The sequence below is a fragment of the Streptomyces sp. NPDC017890 genome, from assembly GCF_044328675.1.
Lineage (GTDB): Bacteria > Actinomycetota > Actinomycetes > Streptomycetales > Streptomycetaceae > Streptomyces.
In genome coordinates, this window is sequence record NZ_JBIRHU010000018.1 from 17,709 (window position 1) to 37,449 (window position 19,741).

20 protein-coding genes are annotated in these 19,741 nt (G+C 73.0%); 13 read left to right on the plus strand and 7 right to left on the minus strand.

The window, feature by feature from the left end:
* Nucleotides 1-67 precede the first annotated feature (67 nt).
* The 7 genes from ACH4F2_RS23440 (at nucleotide 68) to ACH4F2_RS23470 (ending at nucleotide 8,577) form a co-directional block, all read left to right on the plus strand.
* Entirely contained in the window at nucleotides 68-964 is an 897-nt protein-coding gene (locus ACH4F2_RS23440) for an STAS domain-containing protein (protein WP_398134676.1), read from the plus strand.
* The gene (locus tag ACH4F2_RS23445) at nucleotides 961-1,392 is read left to right on the plus strand and encodes an STAS domain-containing protein (protein ID WP_398134677.1); all 432 of its coding nucleotides are present in this window, start codon (nucleotides 961-963) and stop codon (nucleotides 1,390-1,392) included. The genes ACH4F2_RS23440 and ACH4F2_RS23445 overlap by 4 nt, the downstream gene beginning before the upstream one ends.
* Entirely contained in the window at nucleotides 1,392-1,832 is a 441-nt protein-coding gene (locus ACH4F2_RS23450; RefSeq protein WP_398134834.1) for an anti-sigma regulatory factor, read from the plus strand. The genes ACH4F2_RS23445 and ACH4F2_RS23450 overlap by 1 nt, the downstream gene beginning before the upstream one ends.
* Entirely contained in the window at nucleotides 1,832-2,890 is a 1,059-nt protein-coding gene (locus tag ACH4F2_RS23455) for a SpoIIE family protein phosphatase (RefSeq protein ID WP_398134678.1), read from the plus strand. Before ACH4F2_RS23450 ends, ACH4F2_RS23455 begins: the two co-directional genes overlap by 1 nt.
* A complete protein-coding gene (locus ACH4F2_RS23460; protein ID WP_398134679.1) occupies nucleotides 2,887-4,620 on the plus strand; it encodes a PP2C family protein-serine/threonine phosphatase in 1,734 nt (577 codons plus the stop codon). Before ACH4F2_RS23455 ends, ACH4F2_RS23460 begins: the two co-directional genes overlap by 4 nt.
* 223 nt (nucleotides 4,621-4,843) lie before the next feature.
* Complete coding sequence (locus ACH4F2_RS23465) at nucleotides 4,844-6,220, plus strand: NAD(P)/FAD-dependent oxidoreductase (RefSeq protein ID WP_398134680.1); 1,377 nt, start codon at nucleotides 4,844-4,846, stop codon at nucleotides 6,218-6,220.
* A gap of 110 nt (nucleotides 6,221-6,330) precedes the next feature.
* Complete coding sequence (locus ACH4F2_RS23470; RefSeq protein WP_398134681.1) at nucleotides 6,331-8,577, plus strand: FUSC family protein; 2,247 nt, start codon at nucleotides 6,331-6,333, stop codon at nucleotides 8,575-8,577.
* Between the two features lie 19 nt (nucleotides 8,578-8,596).
* On the opposite strand, the gene ACH4F2_RS23475 is transcribed toward ACH4F2_RS23470, so the two are convergent.
* The 4 genes from ACH4F2_RS23475 to ACH4F2_RS23490 form a co-directional block, all read right to left on the minus strand.
* Nucleotides 8,597-9,031, minus strand: coding sequence for a hypothetical protein (locus ACH4F2_RS23475; RefSeq protein WP_398134682.1), 435 nt, complete (start codon nucleotides 9,029-9,031; stop codon nucleotides 8,597-8,599).
* Nucleotides 9,032-9,059: 28 nt separating this feature from the next.
* Nucleotides 9,060-9,893, minus strand: a complete 834-nt coding sequence (locus ACH4F2_RS23480) for a DUF1206 domain-containing protein (protein WP_398134683.1) — start codon at nucleotides 9,891-9,893, stop codon at nucleotides 9,060-9,062.
* A 609-nt stretch (nucleotides 9,894-10,502) separates the two neighbouring features.
* Nucleotides 10,503-11,372 (minus strand): SigB/SigF/SigG family RNA polymerase sigma factor, encoded by an 870-nt coding sequence (locus ACH4F2_RS23485; protein WP_398134684.1) that lies wholly within the window; start codon nucleotides 11,370-11,372, stop codon nucleotides 10,503-10,505.
* Nucleotides 11,373-11,549: 177 nt separating this feature from the next.
* On the minus strand, nucleotides 11,550-11,996 hold the full coding sequence (locus ACH4F2_RS23490; RefSeq protein WP_398134685.1) for an ATP-binding protein: 447 nt from the start codon (nucleotides 11,994-11,996) through the stop codon (nucleotides 11,550-11,552).
* Nucleotides 11,997-12,153: 157 nt separating this feature from the next.
* Between ACH4F2_RS23490 and ACH4F2_RS23495 the strand changes: the two genes are divergently transcribed.
* The 3 genes from ACH4F2_RS23495 to ACH4F2_RS23505 all read left to right on the plus strand — a co-directional run bounded on the left by ACH4F2_RS23495 (nucleotide 12,154) and on the right by ACH4F2_RS23505 (nucleotide 14,685).
* Nucleotides 12,154-12,369, plus strand: a complete 216-nt coding sequence (locus ACH4F2_RS23495) for a hypothetical protein (RefSeq protein WP_398134686.1) — start codon at nucleotides 12,154-12,156, stop codon at nucleotides 12,367-12,369.
* Nucleotides 12,370-12,418: 49 nt separating this feature from the next.
* Complete coding sequence (locus ACH4F2_RS23500; RefSeq protein WP_398134687.1) at nucleotides 12,419-13,897, plus strand: aminotransferase class I/II-fold pyridoxal phosphate-dependent enzyme; 1,479 nt, start codon at nucleotides 12,419-12,421, stop codon at nucleotides 13,895-13,897.
* Nucleotides 13,898-14,229: 332 nt separating this feature from the next.
* A complete protein-coding gene (locus ACH4F2_RS23505) occupies nucleotides 14,230-14,685 on the plus strand; it encodes a cyclic nucleotide-binding domain-containing protein (RefSeq protein ID WP_398134688.1) in 456 nt (151 codons plus the stop codon).
* A gap of 117 nt (nucleotides 14,686-14,802) precedes the next feature.
* Here ACH4F2_RS23505 and ACH4F2_RS23510 read toward each other — a convergent pair whose 3' ends face one another.
* On the minus strand, nucleotides 14,803-15,417 hold the full coding sequence (locus ACH4F2_RS23510; protein ID WP_398134689.1) for a LysE/ArgO family amino acid transporter: 615 nt from the start codon (nucleotides 15,415-15,417) through the stop codon (nucleotides 14,803-14,805).
* Nucleotides 15,418-15,486: 69 nt separating this feature from the next.
* Between ACH4F2_RS23510 and ACH4F2_RS23515 the strand changes: the two genes are divergently transcribed.
* The 3 genes from ACH4F2_RS23515 (at nucleotide 15,487) to ACH4F2_RS23525 (ending at nucleotide 17,273) form a co-directional block, all read left to right on the plus strand.
* Nucleotides 15,487-16,410, plus strand: coding sequence for a LysR family transcriptional regulator ArgP (locus ACH4F2_RS23515; RefSeq protein WP_398134690.1), 924 nt, complete (start codon nucleotides 15,487-15,489; stop codon nucleotides 16,408-16,410).
* Nucleotides 16,411-16,525: 115 nt separating this feature from the next.
* On the plus strand, nucleotides 16,526-16,777 hold the full coding sequence (locus ACH4F2_RS23520; RefSeq protein ID WP_398134691.1) for a WhiB family transcriptional regulator: 252 nt from the start codon (nucleotides 16,526-16,528) through the stop codon (nucleotides 16,775-16,777).
* 142 nt (nucleotides 16,778-16,919) lie between these two features.
* Nucleotides 16,920-17,273 carry a DUF488 domain-containing protein gene (locus ACH4F2_RS23525; RefSeq protein WP_398134692.1) on the plus strand — a complete coding sequence of 118 codons (354 nt, stop codon included), beginning with the start codon at nucleotides 16,920-16,922 and terminating at the stop codon, nucleotides 17,271-17,273.
* Between the two features lie 34 nt (nucleotides 17,274-17,307).
* Here ACH4F2_RS23525 and ACH4F2_RS23530 read toward each other — a convergent pair whose 3' ends face one another.
* The gene (locus tag ACH4F2_RS23530) at nucleotides 17,308-18,981 is read right to left on the minus strand and encodes an FAD-binding dehydrogenase (protein WP_398134693.1); all 1,674 of its coding nucleotides are present in this window, start codon (nucleotides 18,979-18,981) and stop codon (nucleotides 17,308-17,310) included.
* A gap of 76 nt (nucleotides 18,982-19,057) precedes the next feature.
* The gene (locus ACH4F2_RS23535) at nucleotides 19,058-19,681 is read right to left on the minus strand and encodes a TetR/AcrR family transcriptional regulator (protein WP_398134694.1); all 624 of its coding nucleotides are present in this window, start codon (nucleotides 19,679-19,681) and stop codon (nucleotides 19,058-19,060) included.
* Between the last annotated feature and the right edge of the window lie 60 nt (nucleotides 19,682-19,741).

The window sequence follows — 19,741 nt, forward strand, 5'->3', positions numbered from 1 at the left end:
GACTCACGTCGCCGTCACGTCACCTCCTGGGTGCTGTGCGGCACAATGCGGATGAGGAGTGGAACAGGTGCCGGAACAGGCGGAGGCAACAGCGGGATCGCCTACGGACGAGGTCAGGGACTTTCTGCGGCGCCGCCGCGAGCAGATCGCCCAGCGATGGGCGGACGAGCCCTTGTTCCGGGCCGTGTTCACCGTCTCGCGCGACGAGGCGGTCGAGGCCGGCAAGGCCGTGGTGGACGCGCTGGCCCAAGTCGCCGACGCGGCACGGGTGGAGGACCCGGACGCCGCCGGATTCACGACGGTGCGTGAGCAGTTGGCGCGGATGGGCGCGGCCCGCTCCCGGGCCGGCCTGAGCACCGCCCAGGTGTCGAGCGAACTGGCCGCCCTGCGCCCGCCGGTCGAGAACCTGCTCGTGTCCGACCTGCCGGACGCCTCCTCCGACCACGCGCGGGACTGCGTCAGCACCCTGAGTGTGCTGATGGGCACCCTGCGGGTCGTGGTCATGCAGACTGCGCTCAGCGAGGGGCAGGCGCTCATCGACCGCCAGCGGCTGCAGCTGCTGGAGGTGGCCACTCCCGTCATCAAGCTGTGGGACGGCATCGTGGCCGTCCCACTCATCGGAACGCTCGACAGCGCCCGCAGCCAGGTCGTCATGGAGACCCTGCTGGAGTCCATCGTGGAGCAGCAGGCGCGTTACGCGATCCTGGACATCACCGGGGTCCCGACCGTCGACTCGCTGGTGGCCCAGCACCTGATGAAGACGGTCGCGGCGGCCCGGCTGATGGGCGCCGAGTGCATCGTCTCCGGCATCCGGCCCGCGATCGCGCAGACCATGGTCCACCTCGGCCTGGACCTGGGCACCGTGGTCACCCGGGCGAGCCTCGCCGACGCGCTGGGGTACGTGCTGCACCAGCTCGGGGTCGGCATCGTGAACCCCGTCGCGAACGGTCCGGTCACGCGGTGAGCCACGCATTGCCGGGGCCCCACTCGGGTCCCGTGACGGGTCATGTTCCGGTCCTCCGGCTCGGCGAGGTGCTGCTGGTCACTCTTCAGGGTGACCTGCACGACAGCACGGCGCAGCAGCTCCAGCAGGACCTCGCCGAGACCATCTCCCGCAGCGGTGCCACCGGTGTGATCATCGACATCTCCGGTGTGGAGATCGTCGACTCCTTCCTCGGCCGGGTGCTGGCGGAGATCGCCGGGCAGACCGAGCTGCTGGCCGCGCGCACCGTGGTCGTCGGCATGCGGCCGGCGGTCGCCATCACCCTGGTGGAGCTGGGTCTGACGCTGCCGGGGGTGCACACCGCGCTCAGCACCGAGGTGGCCATGGAGCTGCTGACGCGGCATGCCCCGTCGTCCCGCTACGGCGGCCTGCGCCAGGAGAGTCCGTGATGCACACTGCCGCGGGCGCCCAGGCCCGCCTGCCGATCCGTTCGGACATGGATCTGGTGTGGGTACGTCAGCACGTGCGGCAGGCGGCCGCCCAGCTCGGTTTCGGCCTGGTGGACCAGACGAAACTGGTCACGGCGGCCAGCGAACTGGCCCGCAACACGCTCGTGTACGGCGGCGGTGGAACGATGGAGACGGAGCCTCTCACCGAGGGGGGCGCGCAGGGACTGCGGCTGACCTTCAGCGACGAGGGGCCGGGCATCGCGGACCTGGAGCAGGCGCTCAGCGACGGCTTCACCTCGGGGGGCGGCCTGGGCATGGGGCTGGGCGGGGCACGGCGCCTGGTGCACGAGTTCGCGATCGAGAGCCATCCGGGGGCCGGCACCACCGTGCGGGTGACGTCCTGGGTGGGCCGGGCACCCCGCCCCCGTGAGGAGTCCTGATGCCACGCGTATGGGATGTTCCGGTGCACGACTCGACCCGGGTACGCGACGCCCGGGTGGCCGCGGAGCACGCGGCGGCCCTGGCCGGGCTGGACGGGCAGCACACCGCCACCGCGGCGCTGGTGGCGACCGAACTGGCCACCAACCTGCTCAAGCACGCCGGGGGCGGCCAGGTCCTCATCGACGTCGTCGCCCCCTGCGTTCTCACGGCCGACGGTGACGAGACCCGGCTCGTGCAGGTCGTCACGGTCGACCACGGCCCCGGGATCGCCGATGTGTCCGCCGCCCTGAGCGACGGTTTCAGCACGACGCAGTCCCTCGGCGCCGGACTCGGCACCTGCGCGCGCCTCGCCGACGACTTCGACCTGCACAGCGTCCCGGGCCGGGGCACGGTGGTGGTCGCCCGGGTCGGCGCCGTTCCGCAGGGCCGTGCCACGGGGCCGGCGGCCGGGGTACGGGCCGGCGCGGTGAACGTCCCCTTCGGCGGCGCCGACTACTCGGGCGACGCCTGGGCCTGGGTCAGGTCCGGGGACCGGGTCACGCTGATGCTGGCCGACGGGCTGGGCCACGGCCCGGAGGCGGCCCGCGCGTCGACCGCCGCCGTGGAGGCGCTGCGCGGTTCGGCCCACCTCACGCCCGCTCAGGCGCTGCGTCGGCTCGACACGGCGTTGACCGGGACCCGCGGCGCGGCCGTCGCGGTGGCGCAGGTGGACACGCGTGCCGCGGTGCTCAGGTTCGCGGGCGTCGGCAACATCGGGGCGCGGCTGTACGAGCACGGCACCTGGCGGCACCTGGTGTCCCGGCCCGGCATCGTCGGCACCCACCGGCCCACGACCCTGCGCGAGGAGGAGACGGCCTGGGCGCACGACCGGGTGCTGGTCCTGCACAGCGACGGTCTGCCGAGCCGCTGGACCCCGACCCCCGACACCTGCCGCACGGCGGCCGACCCGGCGGTGACGGCCGCCGTGACGGTCCGCGACGCGAGCAGTCCGGCCCGCCCGGTACGGGACGACACCGCCGTGGCCGTACTGGCCTCGACCCCACCGGACGGCCCATGACCCGCACCTGGGAGATCACCGACATCACCGACGCGGCACGGGCACGCATCACCACCGCACGCCTCGCCACGGCCTACGGTGTGCCGCCCCTGGAGCGCGCGCGGCTGGTGGCCTCGCTCGGCACGCAGTTGCGGCTGTGCCTGGCCAAGGGCGGTACCTGGCGGCTCACTCTGGAGGCGGGGACGGTTTCCCGCGCCACGCCCCAGGCCGGGGAGGGCGTGCTGCACGCCGTGCTGACGCCGTCGCCCGACGCCGCTGCCGCCGGTCAGCCGCCGTGGCGGGTCACGGTGCCCTGCCCCGAGGCGGTGCCGACCGCCGATGCCGACGACTCGGTGGACGACCCGGCCGCGCCGGCACAGGCCCTGCTGGGCGCCGACGAGGACACGGCGCTGGTGCTGGAGAGGCTCACCGAGCAGGAGGCCCTGGTCGACTTCCACCGGGAGGAGCTCCAGCAGACGAACCAGGGCGTCGTGGCGCTGCACGCCGAGCTGGACGCCGCCGGGCGGGCCCAGCGGGAGGCGTTCGCCGCCGAGCGCAAGGCGCGTACGGAGGCGGAGAACGCCCGCCGCAGGCTGACGTTCCTCGCGGACGCGAGCGCGGTGCTGACGGCGTCGCTCGACCACCACGAGATCGTGCGCCGCCTGCCCGAGCTGCTGGTGCCCGAGTACGCCGCGAGTGTCGACGTCTGGCTGTTCGAGCAGGACGGCGACCGGCCGGGCCCCGCGCACGCGGCCGCCGCCGTGGTCGCCGCCCGCACCGGGCGGCCGCAGTACGCCGCCGCGCACCCCGGCGGCCTGCCCGGTGTCGACGACCACCCGCCCTCGGCGCTGGACCCTCAGCGGCCCCTGCTGTGCATCCCGCTGCCGACGCGGCAGGCACCCCTGGGAGTGGTGACCCTCTCCCCGCCCGGGGAACGCTGGGACCCGGACGACGCCGTGATGGTGATCGAGCTGACCAGGCGGGCCAGTACCGCGATCGACCACGCCCAGCGCTACCAGCACAACCGCGACATCGCGGAGACCCTCCAGCGGGCCCTGCTGACGGAGCTGCCCGCCCCGCCGGGACTCGGGCTGGCGGCGCGTTACCTGCCGGCCACCCACGGGCTGAACATCGGCGGCGACTGGTACGACGCGTTCCGACAGCCCGACGGCGGCGTCATCGCCGTGGTCGGCGACGTGACCGGGCACGGGCTGCGCGCGGCCGTGATGATGAGCCAGCTGCGCACCGCGCTGCGGGCCTACGCCGTCGACGGCGGCAGCCCCGGCCGGCTCCTGACCCGGCTGCACACCTTCCTGCACCACCTCCAGCCCGACCTCTTCGCCACCGCCGTCATCGCACGCTTCCACCCCGACGACCCCACGATGACGTGGGCCGCCGCCGGCCATCCGCCGCCGGTGCTGCGTACCCCGGACGGGCGGGTCCAGACCCTGGACGCCAAACCGGGTGCGATGCTGGGCATCCCGCTGAAGCAGGAGATCGCCGACCACACGGTGCCGCTGGCGCCGGGTTCGACGCTCGCGCTGTACACGGACGGTCTGGTGGAGCGCCGCGCCCGGGGCATAGACCCGGGCATCGCGCGGCTGACGGAGGCGCTCGGCTCGTTCGGCGCGGCGGAGCTGGAGGCGGACCTCGAAGGCTCGGCGGACGGCATCCTGCGTCCCCTGCTCAGCGACTCCGAGCGCGACGACGACGTGTGCCTGCTGCTCTGCCACCTCCGCGGGACCGGCTGACGCCGCGGCACCACTCCCCCACGGGAAAGTTCCGGGCCGTTCACTCCCACCCGGTGCGCTCCGGGCCCGGGCGGGGCATGGTGGTGATCAGGACGTGTCGCCCGCCCGCACCGCCCGGCTGGCCGAACCGACGCGGACGCGGTGGGATCGACGAGGTGCGAAGCAGCGATCCAGGGGCAGGCGAATGGCGTTCGCGGCAGACCGCCTGGAGCCGCAGAAAGGGATGAACACCGTGACACGACCCAGGATCCTGGTGGTCGGCGCAGGTTTCGCCGGCGTGGAGTGCGTTCGTCGTCTGGAGCGGCGGCTCTCCCCCAACGAGGCCGACGTCACCCTGGTGACGCCGTTCTCCTACCAGCTCTATCTGCCGCTGCTGCCCCAGGTCGCCTCCGGGGTGCTGACGCCCCAGTCGATCGCGCTCTCCTTGCGCCGCAGCAGCAAGTACCGGACCCGGATCATCCCGGGCGGCGCCATCGGCGTGGACCTCAAGGCGAAGGTCTGCGTGGTGCGCACCATCACCGACCAGATCGTGAACGAGCCGTACGACTACATCGTGCTGGCCCCCGGAAGCATCACCCGCACCTTCGACATCCCGGGGCTCACGGACAACGCGTTCGGCATGAAGACGCTGGCGGAGGCCGCGTACATCCGCGACCACGTCATCTCGCAGCTGGACCTCGCCGACGCCAGTCAGGATCCCGCGGAGCGCGCCTGTCGGCTGCAGTTCGTGGTGGTCGGCGGCGGCTACGCGGGTACCGAGACCGCGGCCTGTCTGCAGCGGCTGACGCACGCGGCCGTCAAGCGCTACGCCCGGCTCGACCCGAGCCTGATCAAGTGGCATCTGATCGACATCGCCCCGAAGCTGATGCCCGAGCTGGGTGAGAAGCTCGGACGCGACGCGCAGGAGGTCCTGACGCGGCGCGGCATCGACATCTCCCTGGGCGTGTCCATCGAGAAGGCCGGCCCCGAGGAGGTCACCTTCACGGACGGCCGGGTGGTGCCCACCCGCACGCTGATCTGGACCGCCGGGGTGGTGGCGAGCCCGCTCATCGCCACGCTCGGCGCGGAGACGGTCAAGGGACGGCTCGCGGTCACCGCCGAGATGTGCCTGCCGAACCACGACGGGGTGTTCGCGCTCGGCGACTGCGCCGCCGTGCCCGACCTCGCCAAGGGCCGGGAGGGCGCCGTCTGCCCGCCCACCGCCCAGCACGCCATGCGGCAGGGCCGGCACGTCGCCGAGAACCTCATCGCCACCCTGCGCAACCAGCCGATGCGGCCGTACGTTCACAAGGATCTGGGGCTCGTCGTCGACCTCGGCGGTACCGACGCGGTCTCCAAGCCGCTGGGCGTCGAGCTGAAGGGTCTGCCCGCCCAGGCCGTGGCCCGCGGCTACCACTGGTCGGCGCTGCGCACGGGCGTGGCCAAGGCCCGGGTGGCGGCCAACTGGGCGCTCAACGCGGTCGCCGGCGACGATTTCGTACGCACCGGCTTCCAGGCGCGCAAACCGGCCAAACTGAAGGACTTCGAGTACACCGACGCCTATCTGACGCCGGAGCAGGTGCGGGAGCAGGTCAGGGAGGCGGGCCGGGCGGAGCTGTGACCCGGCGGCCCTGGCCGGCTCGCGGCATGACATGCTGAGAAGTGGATCTCGGCGCGAACCGGCCGGGAACCGGCGTGAACCAGGCGTGAATCGGGAGAGTGTACGGCGGCGTGAAGGCAGCGGGGCGCTCGGCGCGGACACGGCTGCGGGACCGCGTCGCCGCGTCCGACCCCGGGCTGCTGCGGTTGACGGCGGGGCTGCGGACGGTGGGCGCCATCGCGCTGGCGCTGGCGGTGCTCGCCGTGTTCGGTGCGGACGTCACCCATCTGGTGGCGGGCGCGATGACGGCGATGGTCGCCACCTTCGCCATCCGGGAGAAGGAGCTGGGCGCGCAGGCCGTCACCCTGGCGCTGGGGCTGCCCGTCGCCCTGGCGTCGGTGTCGATCAGCTCGCTGCTCACCTCGCGGGTCGTCATCGGTGATGCCTTCTTCGTCGTCCTGATCTTCTGTGCCGTCTTCGTCCGCCGGTTCGGCGACCGTGGCACCGCGCTCGGGCTTATCGGCTTCCAGGTCTATTTCGTCTCCCTGTTCGTCGGCGCGGAGGTGTCGGTGCTGCCGGAGCTGCTGGGAGCCATCGCGGTGGCGTTCGTGTGCAGCGCGGTGGTCCGCTTCGCGGTGGTACCGGAGACACCGGCGGGCGTGCTCCAGCGCCTGCGGCAGGCCTTCCGTGCCCGGCTGGCCCAGCTGATCGCCACGCAGGGCGAACTGCTGGACGCCGGTCCGGACGGGATCGACAGGACGCTCGAGCACCTGCGTGACGGCACCGCGCGCCTGCACGAGACGGCTCTGATGATCCAGTCCCGGCTGGAGGAGGGCACCCCCGACGAGTCCACGGCGCGTCTGGTGCAGCGGCGCATCGCGGACGCCGAGATCGCCGCGGAGCGGCTGGGGCTGCTGCTGCTGACCGCGCGCAGCGCCGAGCGGGCGGACACGCTGACCCTGCATCTGCCCGGCGCGCCCGCCCCTTCGGTGGGCAGTTCTCCCGCGCCCGGCGAGGCGACGGAGATCCTGCGCCGCGATCTCGGGGCGCTGCGCACGCTGGTGCTGCGGCCGCCCGCCGAGGCGCGCGGGACCGCGCTCTCGCATCTGCGCAACCGGCTCCTCGGCTACCGCGACGAGGAGAACCTGCCCGAGGCGACACCGGCCGTCCAGGACGTCTTCCGGGGCCTCGGTGAGACGGCGCGCGCGGTCATGGGCCTCAGGATCGCCCTGGACGGGCCGCAGGACGAGTCGGACGACACGCCCGCGACGACCCGCTCCCGGGAGGAGCTGGACGCCGAGGACGCCGCGATCGACGCCGGTGAGGAGGCCATACCGGAGGAGGAGCCGACCGGGCTTCGGCGGCCCACCACGCGCGCCGCGGTACAGGTGGCGGTGGGGTCGTCGCTGGCCATCCTGGGCGGCGAGTTCCTGTCCTCCGAGCGCTGGTACTGGGCGGTGCTCGCGTGCTGGATCGTCTTCCTGAACACGGCCTCCACCGGCGAGATCCTCGTCAAGGGCTACCGGCGCGTGCTGGGCACGATGCTCGGGGTGGTGGCCGGCATCGTGCTGGCGGGCGTGGTGGGCGGCCACACCTGGATCGCGTTCGGGCTGGTGCTGCTGCTCATCTTCGCGATGTTCTACACGGCACCGCTGTCGTACACACTGATGTCGTTCTTCGTCACCGCGATGCTGGGCCTGTTGTACACCCTGCTGCACACCTACAGCCTGTCGGTGCTGCTGCTGCGCGTGGAGGAGACGGCGCTCGGCGCGGCCTGCGGGATCGTCGCGGCGGCGCTGGTGCTGCCGATACGGACCGACCGCCGTACGAACGAACTGCTCGGCACGGTGCTGGACCGGCTCACCGACGTCACCGAGGGCGCCGTCGACCAGCTCAGTGGCGGGGCGGCGGCCGATCTGCTGGACACGGCGCGGGAACTGGACCAGGCGCTGGGGGATCTGCGGGCCGCCACCCAGCCGCTGACCCATCCGATCACGCCGCTGCGGGCCCGGCGCGACACGGCCCAGTACGTGGTGGCACTGCTGGAGACCTGCGCCTATCACGCCCGGTCCCTGGCCGCGACGGCCGAGCTGCTGCCCACCCATCCTTCGATCGCGGCCGATCCGCGGCTGCGCGGGGCGGTGCGGCGTACGGTGCGCAACATCGAGGCGATCGCGGCGCACGTCGCCGACGACGACGCCCGGACCGAGGTGGAGACCGGGCCGAGCATCGCCTCGCTGCTGGAACCGGACGCCGCGGGCGTGCCGCGGTACGGGCGCATCACCGGCCGGGTACTGCGGCACCTGGAGCGCCTGGACGAGGCGGTGGTGGGCCTCGCCCGGCCGCTGGGGGTGCCCGTCAGGACGCCGACGCGATGACGGCCGGCAGCGGTGACGGTCAGAAGTCGCTGGGCAGACCGCTCGCCTCGGCGATGCCGCGCAGTTCCTCGTTCTGCAGGTGGCGTTCCTTGAGGTAGTCGGCTATCTCGCCGAGGCGTTCGGGATCGGAGGCGGTGACCGCGTCGGTGACGACCCGGACCGGGCCGGTCTCGTCGGTGCGGATCTCGACGACCTCGTTGTCCAGCCGGCCCGTGACCGCGGTGGCGATGACCAGGGCGGCCTCGTCCCTGATCTCCTGGGGCAGCGCCTCGGCGTTGTCCCCGTCCAGGGAGAAGTCGATGGTCGGCATCTGGTGCTCGTCGATCGCCTGGAGGACGGGTTCCACCACGCTGAGCAGGAGCTGGTAGTCGTCGGTCTCCATGCGGATGCGCAGGAGGTCGAGGTAGACGTCCACGGGACGTCCGTCCGGCGGAGGAATCTCGTGTTCGTTCATTCACCCCGTGTTCCCCGTGCGGCGCGGCTCAGACGCGGCGCCAGCGTGCGAGGGCGAAGGAGAAGACGCCGAACAGCACCAGACCCGCGGCGACGCAGACCAGGAGCCAGGGGCCGAGTGGGGTGCCGGCGAAGGAGCGGAGGGTGTCGTCCAGTCCCTTCGCCTTGTCGGGCTCGTAGTCGACCGCGGCCCGCACCGCGAAGGCGCCCGCCGCGGCGAAGACGACGCCGCGCGCCGCCCCGCCGCCGACGCCGGTGATGTCGGTCAGCCGCCGGGCCCAGGGGCTCAGTGCGCCCAGCTTCAGCTTCTTGTGATAGCTGCGGCGCACCGCCTGTACACCGATGACCACTCCGGCGACGGCGATCGCGGCGCCGGCCAGTCCGACGAGCCACCGCCCGGCGGGCATCTCCATCACCCGGGCCGTGACGTCCCGGGACTGCCGGTCGCTGGAGCCACTGCCGCCGGAGCCGGCGGCGAAGGCCAGTACGGAGTACGCGACGAACCCGTAGAACACGCAGCGGGCGGCGGCCGGCAGGCGCTTCCTGGCCGTGTGGCCGTCCTTCCCCGTCACGCCGAACAGTGCCTCGGACAGCCGCCACAGCGCCATGCCGACGAGCCCGAGGCCCAGCGCCCACAGCAGTACGGCGCCGAACGGCTTGTCCGACAGCTCGGCCAGGGCGCCGCCCCGGTCCGCCTGCCGGTCACCGGTGCCGAAGGCGATCTGCAGGGCCAGGATGCCGACCAGCAGGTAGATCACACCGCGAGCGGTGAGTCCCGCCCGGGCCGCCCCCTCGGCGGTGGACCCGTTCGCTGCCCGGCGGGCCCGGCCGCGGCCGGTCTGTGTCATGACACGTGCGTTCATGTGGACCTCCCCTCCCGGACTCCGGATGCCCCGGCATCCTTCTCGCACACGCCTCCTTCTCGCACACCGGACGGCGAAGGCGCGAAGGCCCCCACCCGGCGGGACGGGCGCCGAGTGCCGTGGCCCCCGGAGCCCGAGGTGACGCCCGTCCGCTCCCGGGACGCGGTGCGGTGACCACCGCGCCGGGCGGCCGTGCGCCTCCCGGTGTACAGCCGTGGGGGCGCGCGACCGGTTCTCGTGCCGATGACGCACGACTGCCCGTACGCCGCCTCGCGGCATACGGGCAGTACGGGCAGTCACGTCACCGCACGTTCCCTGTCCGCCGCGGGTCAGTCCGCCGCGGACGCGGGCTGGACGACGGGCGGGGGTCGGGTCCGCAACCGGGCCGGCCGCGAGTCGGCGGCGAGCGGCCTCCGGGGCCCGTGCGGCGACCACGCGTGCCGGTCGACGCGCACGGCGTGTACGCCGCGTCCCGGGTCCGGGGCCCGGGCCGCCCGTGTCATCGGTCGGCTCGGCCCCGCTGTCGCCTCGTACGCGTCGACGGGTCCGCGCGGCACCACGGGGTGAGGCATCGGCGTCCGTCTCGTTCCTGGCCGGCTCCTCGGTCAGTCAGCTCCGCACCGGCCGGCCGGTCCCCCGGCGGCCCGCCCGATGCCCCATCGCCTCGTCGCGCACGCGGGCGCAGCTGCGGCTGATGAGCCGCGAGACGTGCATCTGCGAGATGCCCAGATGGTCGGCTATACGGCTTTGCGTCATGTCCTCGAAGAAGCGCATGTAGAGGATGGCGCGCTCGCGTTCGGGCAGCCTGCGCAGGCCCTCCTTGGCGGACTCGCGGTCGATCACGGTGTCGTACGAGGCGTCCGCCGCGCCGAGGGTGTCCGCGAGGCTGTAGCCGTCGTCACCGGCCGACAGTTCGGCGTCCAGCGAGAGGGTGCTGAAGCTCTCCAGCGCCTCCATGCCGGCGCTGACCTCGTCCTCGGTCAGCCCGGTGTGGGCGGCGACGGCGGCCACCGAGGGTTCGGGGCTGCCCGGGCTCTGGGTGAGCTCGCGTCGCGCCACCCGCACCTTGTTGCGCAGTTCCTGGACCCGGCGGGGCACCCGGAGGGCCCACATGCGGTCCCGGAAGTGGCGCTTGACCTCGCCGGTGATGGTGGGCACGGCGTAGCTCTCGAAGGCACCGCGCTCCGGGTCGAAGCGGTCGATGGCCTTCACCAGGCCGAGCGCCGCGACCTGGCGCAGGTCTTCGATGGACTCGCCGCGGTCCCGGAACCGCCCGGCGATCCGGTGGGCCATGGGCAGCCAGGCCGTGACGAGTTCGTCGCGGACGATGTCGCGTTCGGGCCCGTCCGCCAGCCCCGCCAGCCGGCCGAAGAGGGCCATGGTGTCGGGTGCGTCGTCGTGCCGGCGACGGGCGGGAGCGGCGGAGTCGTTGGTGGACTCGGTGGTTCCGGGACGGACGGTGGGCGTTTCGATGAGCATGCGCGTTCGCTCCTGAACGGTGGTCTCAGGGGACTTTCCGCGGGAACGGCACTGTCCGGGTCATCACCCGGAGGGCCGAAGCAGCCATACCGCTCCCGCTGCTGCGCCTCCGGTCCGAAGCACGAACTTGCGACTGCCCCTGCCCCGGTGGAACAAACTCCGCTTTTCGAAAAGTACTCAGGACAGCGGAACGACCACGGTGATGCACTTGCCTCCAGAGGGAAGGTCTGCCACGCGTACGTCGCGTGCCAGCCGGCAGACGATCGGCCAGCCCCGGCCGCCTACGCGGCGGCGTCCCTGCGGGTCGGTGGAGGGCACGGCCACCGGAAGGTCGTGACTGCGGTCGCACACCGAGAGCCGCACGCCGGGTCCGACGACGTCGACCTGGAAGTCGGTGATGCCGCCACCGTGCAGGATCGCGTTGGTGGTCAGTTCCGAGGCGACGAGTACCGCGTCCGACAGGGCGCCCGCGTCGCACGACGTGCGGCCGTCGGGGCCGCAGCATTCGGTGACGACGCGTTCGACCGTCTCGCGTGCCTCGGCGGGTTTGCACGGCCGGTAACGCCGGTGCCGGTCCGCGCCGTACTGCTCGACGACGGGTTCGGTCGTGTGCCTGTCACACATCCGTCAGCTCCCTGGTCGGTGAGATGGGCCGGATCCGGCCGGCCCCGCGCCGTGCGGCCCCGTTGCTTTCGGCTCACCTCTGCCCGTACCCCCAAACCTCCGGCCCTCCGTACGGCCCAGCGGCCATCCGGAGCCTGTGCGGGGGTACGCGGAGTACATGACGGATGTTGTGGACTCGGACGAACTGCTGCGCCGTATGCACCGCGCGAGGGCCTGCGCGGTGGAACAGGAGCGGACCTGGCGGGCGCGAAGGGAAGAGCTGCGGCCGACCGACCCGGAGGGCTCCCGGGACGCCGCCGTACGGACGATGGCGTACGAGGCCGTCCTGCGGGTGCTGGACGAGGTGCTGACCCCGGGCCGGAACGCTCGGTGACGGGCCGCGGGACGGATTGACCGGGGGCCGGACGGGAAACCGGACCGGCATGACGGCCGACCACACCCGAGCACCCGTACTGGAAGCCCTCGTCGACTACCGCCGCGAGGGGCGGCTGTCATTCACGCCGCCGGGGCACAAACAGGCCCGCGGGGCCGACCCGGAGGTGCGCGAGGTGCTGGGCGACGCCGTCTTCTACGGGGACGTGCTCGCGACGGGCGGACTCGACGACCGGCTCACCCGGGGGCGGGTGCTGCAGCGCGCCCAGGAGCTGATGGCCGATGCCGTGCACGCCGACCACACGTTCTTCTCGACGTGCGGGTCCTCCCTGTCGGTGAAGGCGGCGATGCTGGCGGTCGCCGGGCCGCACGAGAAACTGCTGATCGGCCGGGACGCCCACAAGTCCGTCGTCTCCGGGCTGATCCTGTCCGGGATCGAGCCGGTCTGGGTGGAGCCCCGCTGGGACGCCGAGCGGCACCTGGCCCATCCGCCGTCCGCCGAGGAGTTCGAGAGGGCGTTCGCCGCCCATCCCGACGCCAAGGGCGCCCTGGTCACCAGCCCGACACCGTACGGGGCGAGCGCGGACCTGCGGGCCGTCGCCGAGGTCTGCCACCGCCGCTCGGCGCCACTGATCGTCGACGAGGCCTGGGGGGCGCATCTGCCCTTCCACCCCGGTCTGCCGTCGTGGGCGATGGACGCGGGCGCCGACATCTGCGTGACCAGCATCCACAAGATGGGCAGCGGTCTGGAGCAGGGATCGGTGTTCCATCTGCGCGGTGACCTCGTCCCGCCGAAGGTGCTCGGCATGCGGGCGGACCTGCTGGGCACCACCAGCCCCTCGGCCCTGATCTTCGCCGGGCTGGACGGCTGGCGCCGCCAGATGGCGCTGCACGGACGCGAGCTGATGGGCGGCGCCCTGGAGCTGGCGGCCGACGTCCGCGCGGCCGTCGAGGAGATCGACGGCATGCACGTCAACGACCGGGACGACTTCTGCGGTCCGGGGCTGGCCCACGGCTTCGATCCGCTGCCCGTCATCATCGACCTCGACGGGCTCGGCGTCTCGGGCTTCCAGGCGGCGGACTGGCTGCGCGAGCACCGGGGCGTGATCGCGCACATCACGGACCATCGCCGCATCGGCGCGCAGATCACCCACGGCGACGACCGGGAGACCGCCGCCGAGCTGCTCTCCGCGCTCAAGGACCTGGCGCACGCCGCTCCCGGCCTGGGCCCCGCCCCGCGCGTGGAGGTGCCGTCGCCGGCCGAGCTGCGGATGCCTCAGGTGAGTCTGGTCCGGGACGCGTTCTTCGGGCCCACCCAGGACGTTCCGCTCGACCGGGCCGCCGGTCGCGTCGCGGCGGAGATGATCACACCGTATCCGCCCGGCATCCCGGCCGTCCTGCCCGGCGAGCGGCTGGCCGAACCCGTCCTGCGGTATCTGCGCAGCGGTCTGGACGCGGGGATGTACCTGCCGGACCCGAGCGATCCCCGGCTGGGGACGATCAGGGTCGTCGCGGAGAGCGGCGGGTGAGACTCCGAGCGGGAGAACGGCGGGGGGCCGGGCGAGTGAAACAGGTCACGTGCCCCGGTTCGCGCTTCGCGCATCACCCGAAGATGGTTTAGCGTTCATCCATACGTGGCGACGGGGTCGACCAAAGTGTCCTTCGTGCGTCACCGCTTACGGCCCTGGCTGGCTTCCCCCGTCCAGCCAGGGCTTTTTCATGCCCTGGCGCCGTCGCCCCGGTTCCGGCACGGAATCCGTACGGAATCTGCCGTCCGCCGAGGTGCTCAGGGCGGTCGGAGCGACTGAAATGGGCATAGGGAAAGCCCCGGAACCGAATCGCCGGCGAGGAGCCCCGTGCCATGACCAAAGCGATCAAACTGCTGACCGCCCTCCCTCTGCCCCAGCGCGAACGGCTGACGGCGCTCGCCCGGGAGGTCTCCTTCCCGGAGGACGCCCGGATCTTCGAGGCGGGCGGCAGGGCCGACCGCTTCTGGGTCGTCCGCTCCGGCGCGGTCTCCCTGACCCAGCAGGTCACGCCCCTGCAGCGGGTCACGGTCGCCAGCCTCGGAGCGGGCGATCTGCTCGGCTGGTCCTGGCTGTTCCCGCCCTACGAGTGGGACTTCGGCGCCGAGGCCTTCAGCCCGGTGCGCGCCTACGAGTTCGACGCGGCCTCGGTGCTCGCCCTGTGCGACGAGGACCCGCAGTTGGGCATCGTGCTGGTGCGGTCGGTCGCCGAGATCCTCGCGCACCGGCTGGAGACCACCAGGGGCCGGCTCATGGAGCACTACGCGCTGCACGGGCGGGGCTCCCTGTGAGACGGCGTCGGGGACCTTGCAACCGGGCGGGGTCCGTCCCGGCTGGTGCCTGGCGGCCGCGTTCCCACCGGACACGCCCACGGCGTGCGGGTTCCCGAACCCGCACGCCCTCGGCGCTCAGGCTCCGGCGACGAGCGAGACGCCGAGGACGATCATGGTGACGGCGACCAGTCCGTCGAGCACGCGCCAGGCCGCGGGCCGAGCCAGGAACCGGCCGAGGTAGCGGGCGCCGAAGCCGAGCGCGGCGAACCAGCACAGGCTGGCGAGCACGGCGCCCAGGCCGAAGGTCCAGCGCAGCGGGCCCTGGTCGGCGGCGACCGAACCCAGCAGGAACACCGTGTCGAGATAGACGTGCGGGTTGAGCCAGGTCAGCGCCAGGCAGGTGAGGACCGCCCGGCGGCGCGAGCCCGCGGCGTCGCCGTCCGTCCGCAGCGCACCGGCCGGCCGGAACACGCGCCGGGCTGCCAGGGCGCCGTAGCAGAGCAGGAAGGCGCCGCCGATCCAGCCGACCGCGGTCAGCGCGCCCGGCCAGGCCACCACCACCGCGCCGACCCCGCCGACGCCCAGGGAGATGAGCAGGGCGTCGGAGAGCGCGCAGATGCCGACCACGGCGAGGACCGCGTCGCGGCGGACCCCCTGGCGCAGGACGAAGGCGTTCTGGGCACCGATGGCGACGATGAGCGAGAGGCCGGTGCCGAAGCCGGCGGCCGCGGCGGTGAGTGCGTTGGTCATGCCCTCGACGCTAAGCGGACGATCACAGGACGTACAGCTAAAGATTCTTACGTATCATTAGCGTTCGTGATGACGGATGCGAAGGGAACGGTTACGGCGGCTTTCGCGGATCTTCCGCTCGACCAGGTACGCACCCTGCTGGCCGTGGTGGACGAGGGCACGTTCGACGCTGCCGCCGCGGCGCTGCACGTGACGCCGTCCGCGGTCAGCCAGCGGGTCAAGGCGCTGGAGCAGCGCACCGGCCGGGTGCTGCTGCTGCGCACCAAACCGGTGCGGCCGACGGACTCCGGCGCGGTGCTGGTGCGCCTCGCCCGCCAGGTGGCCCGGCTGGAGCGGGACGCGTACGCCGAGCTGGGACTGAGCGGCGCCGGCGAGTCGACCCGGGTCTCGGTGGCCGTCAACGCCGACTCGCTCGCGACCTGGTTCCTCGGCGCCCTCACGCGGGTGCCCCAGGAGCCCCGGCTCTGCTTCGAGCTGCGCCGTGAGGACGAGGACCACACGGCGGCCCTGCTGCGGGAGGGTGTGGTGATGGCCGCGGTGACCTCGTCGCCCGATGCCGTCCCCGGCTGCACCGTCCGGTACCTCGGCCGGATGCGGTATCTCCCCTGCGCCGACCCGGAGTTCGCCGCACGTCATCTGGACGGGCCGTTGCGGGAGGTGCTCACCGAGGCGCCGGTGGTGGTCTTCGACCGGCGCGACGACTTCCAGGACGGCTTCGCGCGGCGGCTGGGGCTCGGCGGCGCGGGTCCCGCGCGGCACTACGTCCCGACCTCGGAGGGCTTCGTCGAGACGGTCGCCGCCGGCCTGGGCTGGGGCATGGTGCCCGAACCCCAGGCGGAGCCGCTGCTGCGTACCGGCCGGCTCGTCGACTTCGCCCCGGGTCTGGCGGTGGATGTCCCGCTGTACTGGCAGCAGTGGAAACTCGACTCCCCGGCGCTCGCGACGGTGGCCGACACGGTGGTGACGGCGGCACAGGAGGCGCTGCGGGGGTGAGCGCGAGGGCACGGCGCACGGCAAGGCGCCGGTTTCACCCCGCTGTCGACAGGTCACCCGCAAGGGAGCAAGGCAATCCCGAGGAAGCGAACGATACCGATCGCAGGTGACTTTGATGGACGACTGGCGAGAGCACGCCGCATGCCGCACGGAGGACCCCGACCTGTTCTTCCCGATCGGCACCACCGGCCCGGCCGCTTTGCAGACGGAGCAGGCGAAGGCGGTCTGCCGGCGCTGTCCGGTCCAGGAGCAGTGTCTGCGATGGGCACTCGACACGGGGCAGACCATCGGCGTCTGGGGCGGGACCGGAGAGCTGGAACGCCGGGCGCTCAAGCGGCGCGAGGCCGTGCGCCGGAGGTCCGGCTGACCCCGGTGCGGCCGGCGCCCGTTCACCCCGTACGCCCGTGCCCCGCCCGAACGGCGCCCGCGTCACCGGCGCCCCGCGGAGGCGCCGGGCGCGCCGGGCGCAGGCTCGCGATCGCACCGCCCCCGGAAAGGCAGGACCAGCCATGAGCGTCCGTGTGCACCGCGTCCACGACCCGCCCGAACCCGACGACGGCGTACGCGTCCTGGTGGACCGGCTGTGGCCGCGTGGTGTGGCGAAGGACGCGGCGCACGTGGACGAGTGGCCCAAGGGCCTCACCCCGTCGGCCGAGTTGCGCCGCTGGTACCACGCGGGCGAGGGCTCCTACGAGGAGTTCGCGCGACGGTACGAGGCCGAGCTGGCCGCCCCGGACGCGGCGGAACTCCTCGATCACGTACGGGAGCTGGCGCGCGAGGGGGACGTGACGCTGCTGACCGCGTCCAGGTCGCCCGGGGAGAGCCACGCCGCCGTGCTGCTCCGCCTCCTCGACGAGGCGTGAGGAGGCGGAGCGGTCGGCGGGGCGTGTCCGTCGCTCAGGCCGTCTGCCGTGCCGCCGCGCGGCCCGCCGCACGCCCGGAGAACAGGCAGCCGCCGAGGAAGGTGCCCTCCAGCGCGTTGTAGCCGTGCACCCCGCCGCCGCCGAAGCCGGCCACCTCACCGGCCGCGTACAGGCCCTCGACGGGCGTGCCGTCGGCGCCCAGTGCGCGGGAGTCGAGGTCCGTCTGGATGCCGCCGAGGGTCTTGCGGGTGAGTATGTGCAGTTTGACGCCGATCAGGGGGCCCGCCGCCGGGTCGAGGACGCGGTGCGGCGCGGCGACCCGGCCGAGTCGGTCGCCGATGTAGCGGCGGGCGTTGCGGATGCCCTGGACCTGGGCGTCCTTGGCGTAAGGGTTGGCCATCTGGAGATCGCGGGCCTCTATCTGGCGGCGGATCACGGCGGCGTCCAGGAGCGGCTTGTCGGTCAGCCCGTTCATCCTGTCGACGAGTTGCTCCAGGTTCGGCGCGGTCACGAAGTCGGCGCCCTTGCGCAGGAAGGCGTCCACCGGTCCCGGCGCCCCCTTGCCGAGGACGCGTTCGCGCAGGAAGCCGGCGCGGTCCTTGGCGGTGATGTCGGGGTTCTGCTCGGAGCCGGAGAGCGCGAACTCCTTCTCGATGATCTTCTGGGTGAGGATGAACCAGGAGTGGTCGTGCCCCGCGAGGTCCTGGGCCGTGCGCAGGTGCCGGAGGGTGCCGAGGGTGTCGTAGCCGGGCAGGCAGGGTTCGGGCAGGCGGCGGCCGAGGGCGTCGAACCACAGCGAGGACGGTCCGGGCAGGATGCGGATGCCGTGACCTGGCCAGATCGGGTCCCAGTTGCGCACGCCCTCGGTGTAGTGCCACATCCGGTCGCGATTGACCAGGCGTGCGCCCGCCTCGGCGCTGATGTCGAGCATCCGCCCGTCGACGTAGGCGGGGACACCGGTGACCATCTCGGCGGGCGGGGTGCCGAGGCGCTCGGGCCAGTGCCGGCGGACGATGTCGTGGTCGGCGCCGATGCCTCCGGAGGTCACGATCACGGCCTGGGCGGTGAGCTGGAACTCGCCGGTCGCGTCGCGGTTGGAGGCGACTCCGCGGGGCGAGTGGTCCTCGGCCAGTACCGTGCCGCGTACCCCGCGTGCGGTGCCGTCCTCGACGACCAGGTGGTCGACGCGATGGCGGTGGTGGAAGGTGAGCAGTCCGTCCCGCACCGCCTGCCTGGCGTACCGCACGAAGGGTTCGACGACGCCCGTGCCGGTGCCCCAGGCGATGTGGAAACGGGGCACGGAGTTGCCGTGCCCGCCGGCCGTGAGGTCGCCGCGCTCGGCCCAGCCGACGGTGGGCAGGAAGGTGATGCCGTGTCCGGCGAGCCAGGACCGCTTCTCCCCCGCCGCCCACTCGACGTACGCCCTCGCCCAGCGCACCGCCCAGGAGTCCTCGTCCTCGGTCCGGTCGAAGCCCGCACTGCCCTGCCAGTCGTTCCAGGCCAGGTCGAAGGAGTCCTTGACGCCGAGGCGCCGCTGCTGAGGCGAGTCGACGAGGAAGAGGCCGCCGAAGGACCAGAAGGCCTGCCCGCCGAGGTTGGCCGCGTTCTCCTGGTCGACGAGGGCGACCCTCCTGCCCCGGCTCGTCAGTTCGTGGGCCGCGACCAGCCCGGCCAGTCCCGCTCCGACCACGATGACGTCGGCATCCATGGCGACCGTCCCTTCCTGTTCCGTGTCGTTGGGGTTCGAGGGGTTCGAGAAGTCGAGAGGGAAGAAGGAGGGATGGTCAGGGGGCGCCGCTGCCCTCGGTGAGCAGTGCGGTGAGCAGCTGCCCCAGCCAGGCACGCGCGTGCTCGACGTCGCGGTCCAGGAGCAGCTGGGTGGTGACTCCGTCGTACGCGGCGACCACGGCATGCGCCGCGCCGTCGGCGTCGCCCAGCACGGCGGGAACAGTGGTGTGGCCGCGCGCCCGGGCGATCCGTTCGGCGATCGCGTGCCGCAGGCGCGCCCGGTGCTCCAGCAGCGTGCGCGCCACGGCGGGATCGCGGGCGGCGTGCACCAGGAAGTCCGTCTTCACCAGGAGCCAGTCCCGGTCCAGGAGCAGCACCTCGGTGACCCGGTCCGCGGCGGCGGGCACGTCCAGGTCCGGACCGTCCAGCGCGAGGGCGCCGGACACCTGCTCCGCGATCAGGTCGGCCCGTTCCAGGTAGAGGGCGAAGAACAGCTCGTCGAGGCTGTCGAAGTTCGAGTAGAAGGCGCCCCGGCTGTAACCGGCCGCCTCGCAGACCTCCTCGATCGACACCCGGCCGAACCCCTTGGCGGCGAACACCGCGAACGCCGCGTCCAGGAGGTTCGCGCGGGTGCGCGCCCGCCGCCTGGTCACCCGCCCGGTCGTCGCCTTCGCCGCCATGTCCGGTCCTCCCTGTGCTCGATCCGGGAACGTATCCGATACAGCTGTGTATCGGAAGGG

What these genes read in the sequence shown, in the direction of transcription:
- ACH4F2_RS23450 (WP_398134834.1), top strand. Translation starts at nt 1,392, where the DNA reads ATGCACACTGCCGCGGGCGCCCAGGCCCGCCTGCCGATCCGTTCGGAC.
- ACH4F2_RS23455 (WP_398134678.1), top strand. Translation starts at nt 1,832, where the DNA reads ATGCCACGCGTATGGGATGTTCCGGTGCACGACTCGACCCGGGTACGC.
- ACH4F2_RS23460 (WP_398134679.1), top strand. Translation starts at nt 2,887, where the DNA reads ATGACCCGCACCTGGGAGATCACCGACATCACCGACGCGGCACGGGCA.
- ACH4F2_RS23465 (WP_398134680.1), top strand. Translation starts at nt 4,844, where the DNA reads ATGAACACCGTGACACGACCCAGGATCCTGGTGGTCGGCGCAGGTTTC.
- ACH4F2_RS23475 (WP_398134682.1), bottom strand. Translation starts at nt 9,031, where the DNA reads ATGAACGAACACGAGATTCCTCCGCCGGACGGACGTCCCGTGGACGTC.
- ACH4F2_RS23480 (WP_398134683.1), bottom strand. Translation starts at nt 9,893, where the DNA reads ATGAACGCACGTGTCATGACACAGACCGGCCGCGGCCGGGCCCGCCGG.
- ACH4F2_RS23485 (WP_398134684.1), bottom strand. Translation starts at nt 11,372, where the DNA reads ATGCTCATCGAAACGCCCACCGTCCGTCCCGGAACCACCGAGTCCACC.
- ACH4F2_RS23490 (WP_398134685.1), bottom strand. Translation starts at nt 11,996, where the DNA reads ATGTGTGACAGGCACACGACCGAACCCGTCGTCGAGCAGTACGGCGCG.
- ACH4F2_RS23495 (WP_398134686.1), top strand. Translation starts at nt 12,154, where the DNA reads ATGACGGATGTTGTGGACTCGGACGAACTGCTGCGCCGTATGCACCGC.
- ACH4F2_RS23500 (WP_398134687.1), top strand. Translation starts at nt 12,419, where the DNA reads ATGACGGCCGACCACACCCGAGCACCCGTACTGGAAGCCCTCGTCGAC.
- ACH4F2_RS23505 (WP_398134688.1), top strand. Translation starts at nt 14,230, where the DNA reads ATGACCAAAGCGATCAAACTGCTGACCGCCCTCCCTCTGCCCCAGCGC.
- ACH4F2_RS23510 (WP_398134689.1), bottom strand. Translation starts at nt 15,417, where the DNA reads ATGACCAACGCACTCACCGCCGCGGCCGCCGGCTTCGGCACCGGCCTC.
- ACH4F2_RS23515 (WP_398134690.1), top strand. Translation starts at nt 15,487, where the DNA reads ATGACGGATGCGAAGGGAACGGTTACGGCGGCTTTCGCGGATCTTCCG.
- ACH4F2_RS23520 (WP_398134691.1), top strand. Translation starts at nt 16,526, where the DNA reads ATGGACGACTGGCGAGAGCACGCCGCATGCCGCACGGAGGACCCCGAC.
- ACH4F2_RS23525 (WP_398134692.1), top strand. Translation starts at nt 16,920, where the DNA reads ATGAGCGTCCGTGTGCACCGCGTCCACGACCCGCCCGAACCCGACGAC.
- ACH4F2_RS23530 (WP_398134693.1), bottom strand. Translation starts at nt 18,981, where the DNA reads ATGGATGCCGACGTCATCGTGGTCGGAGCGGGACTGGCCGGGCTGGTC.
- ACH4F2_RS23535 (WP_398134694.1), bottom strand. Translation starts at nt 19,681, where the DNA reads ATGGCGGCGAAGGCGACGACCGGGCGGGTGACCAGGCGGCGGGCGCGC.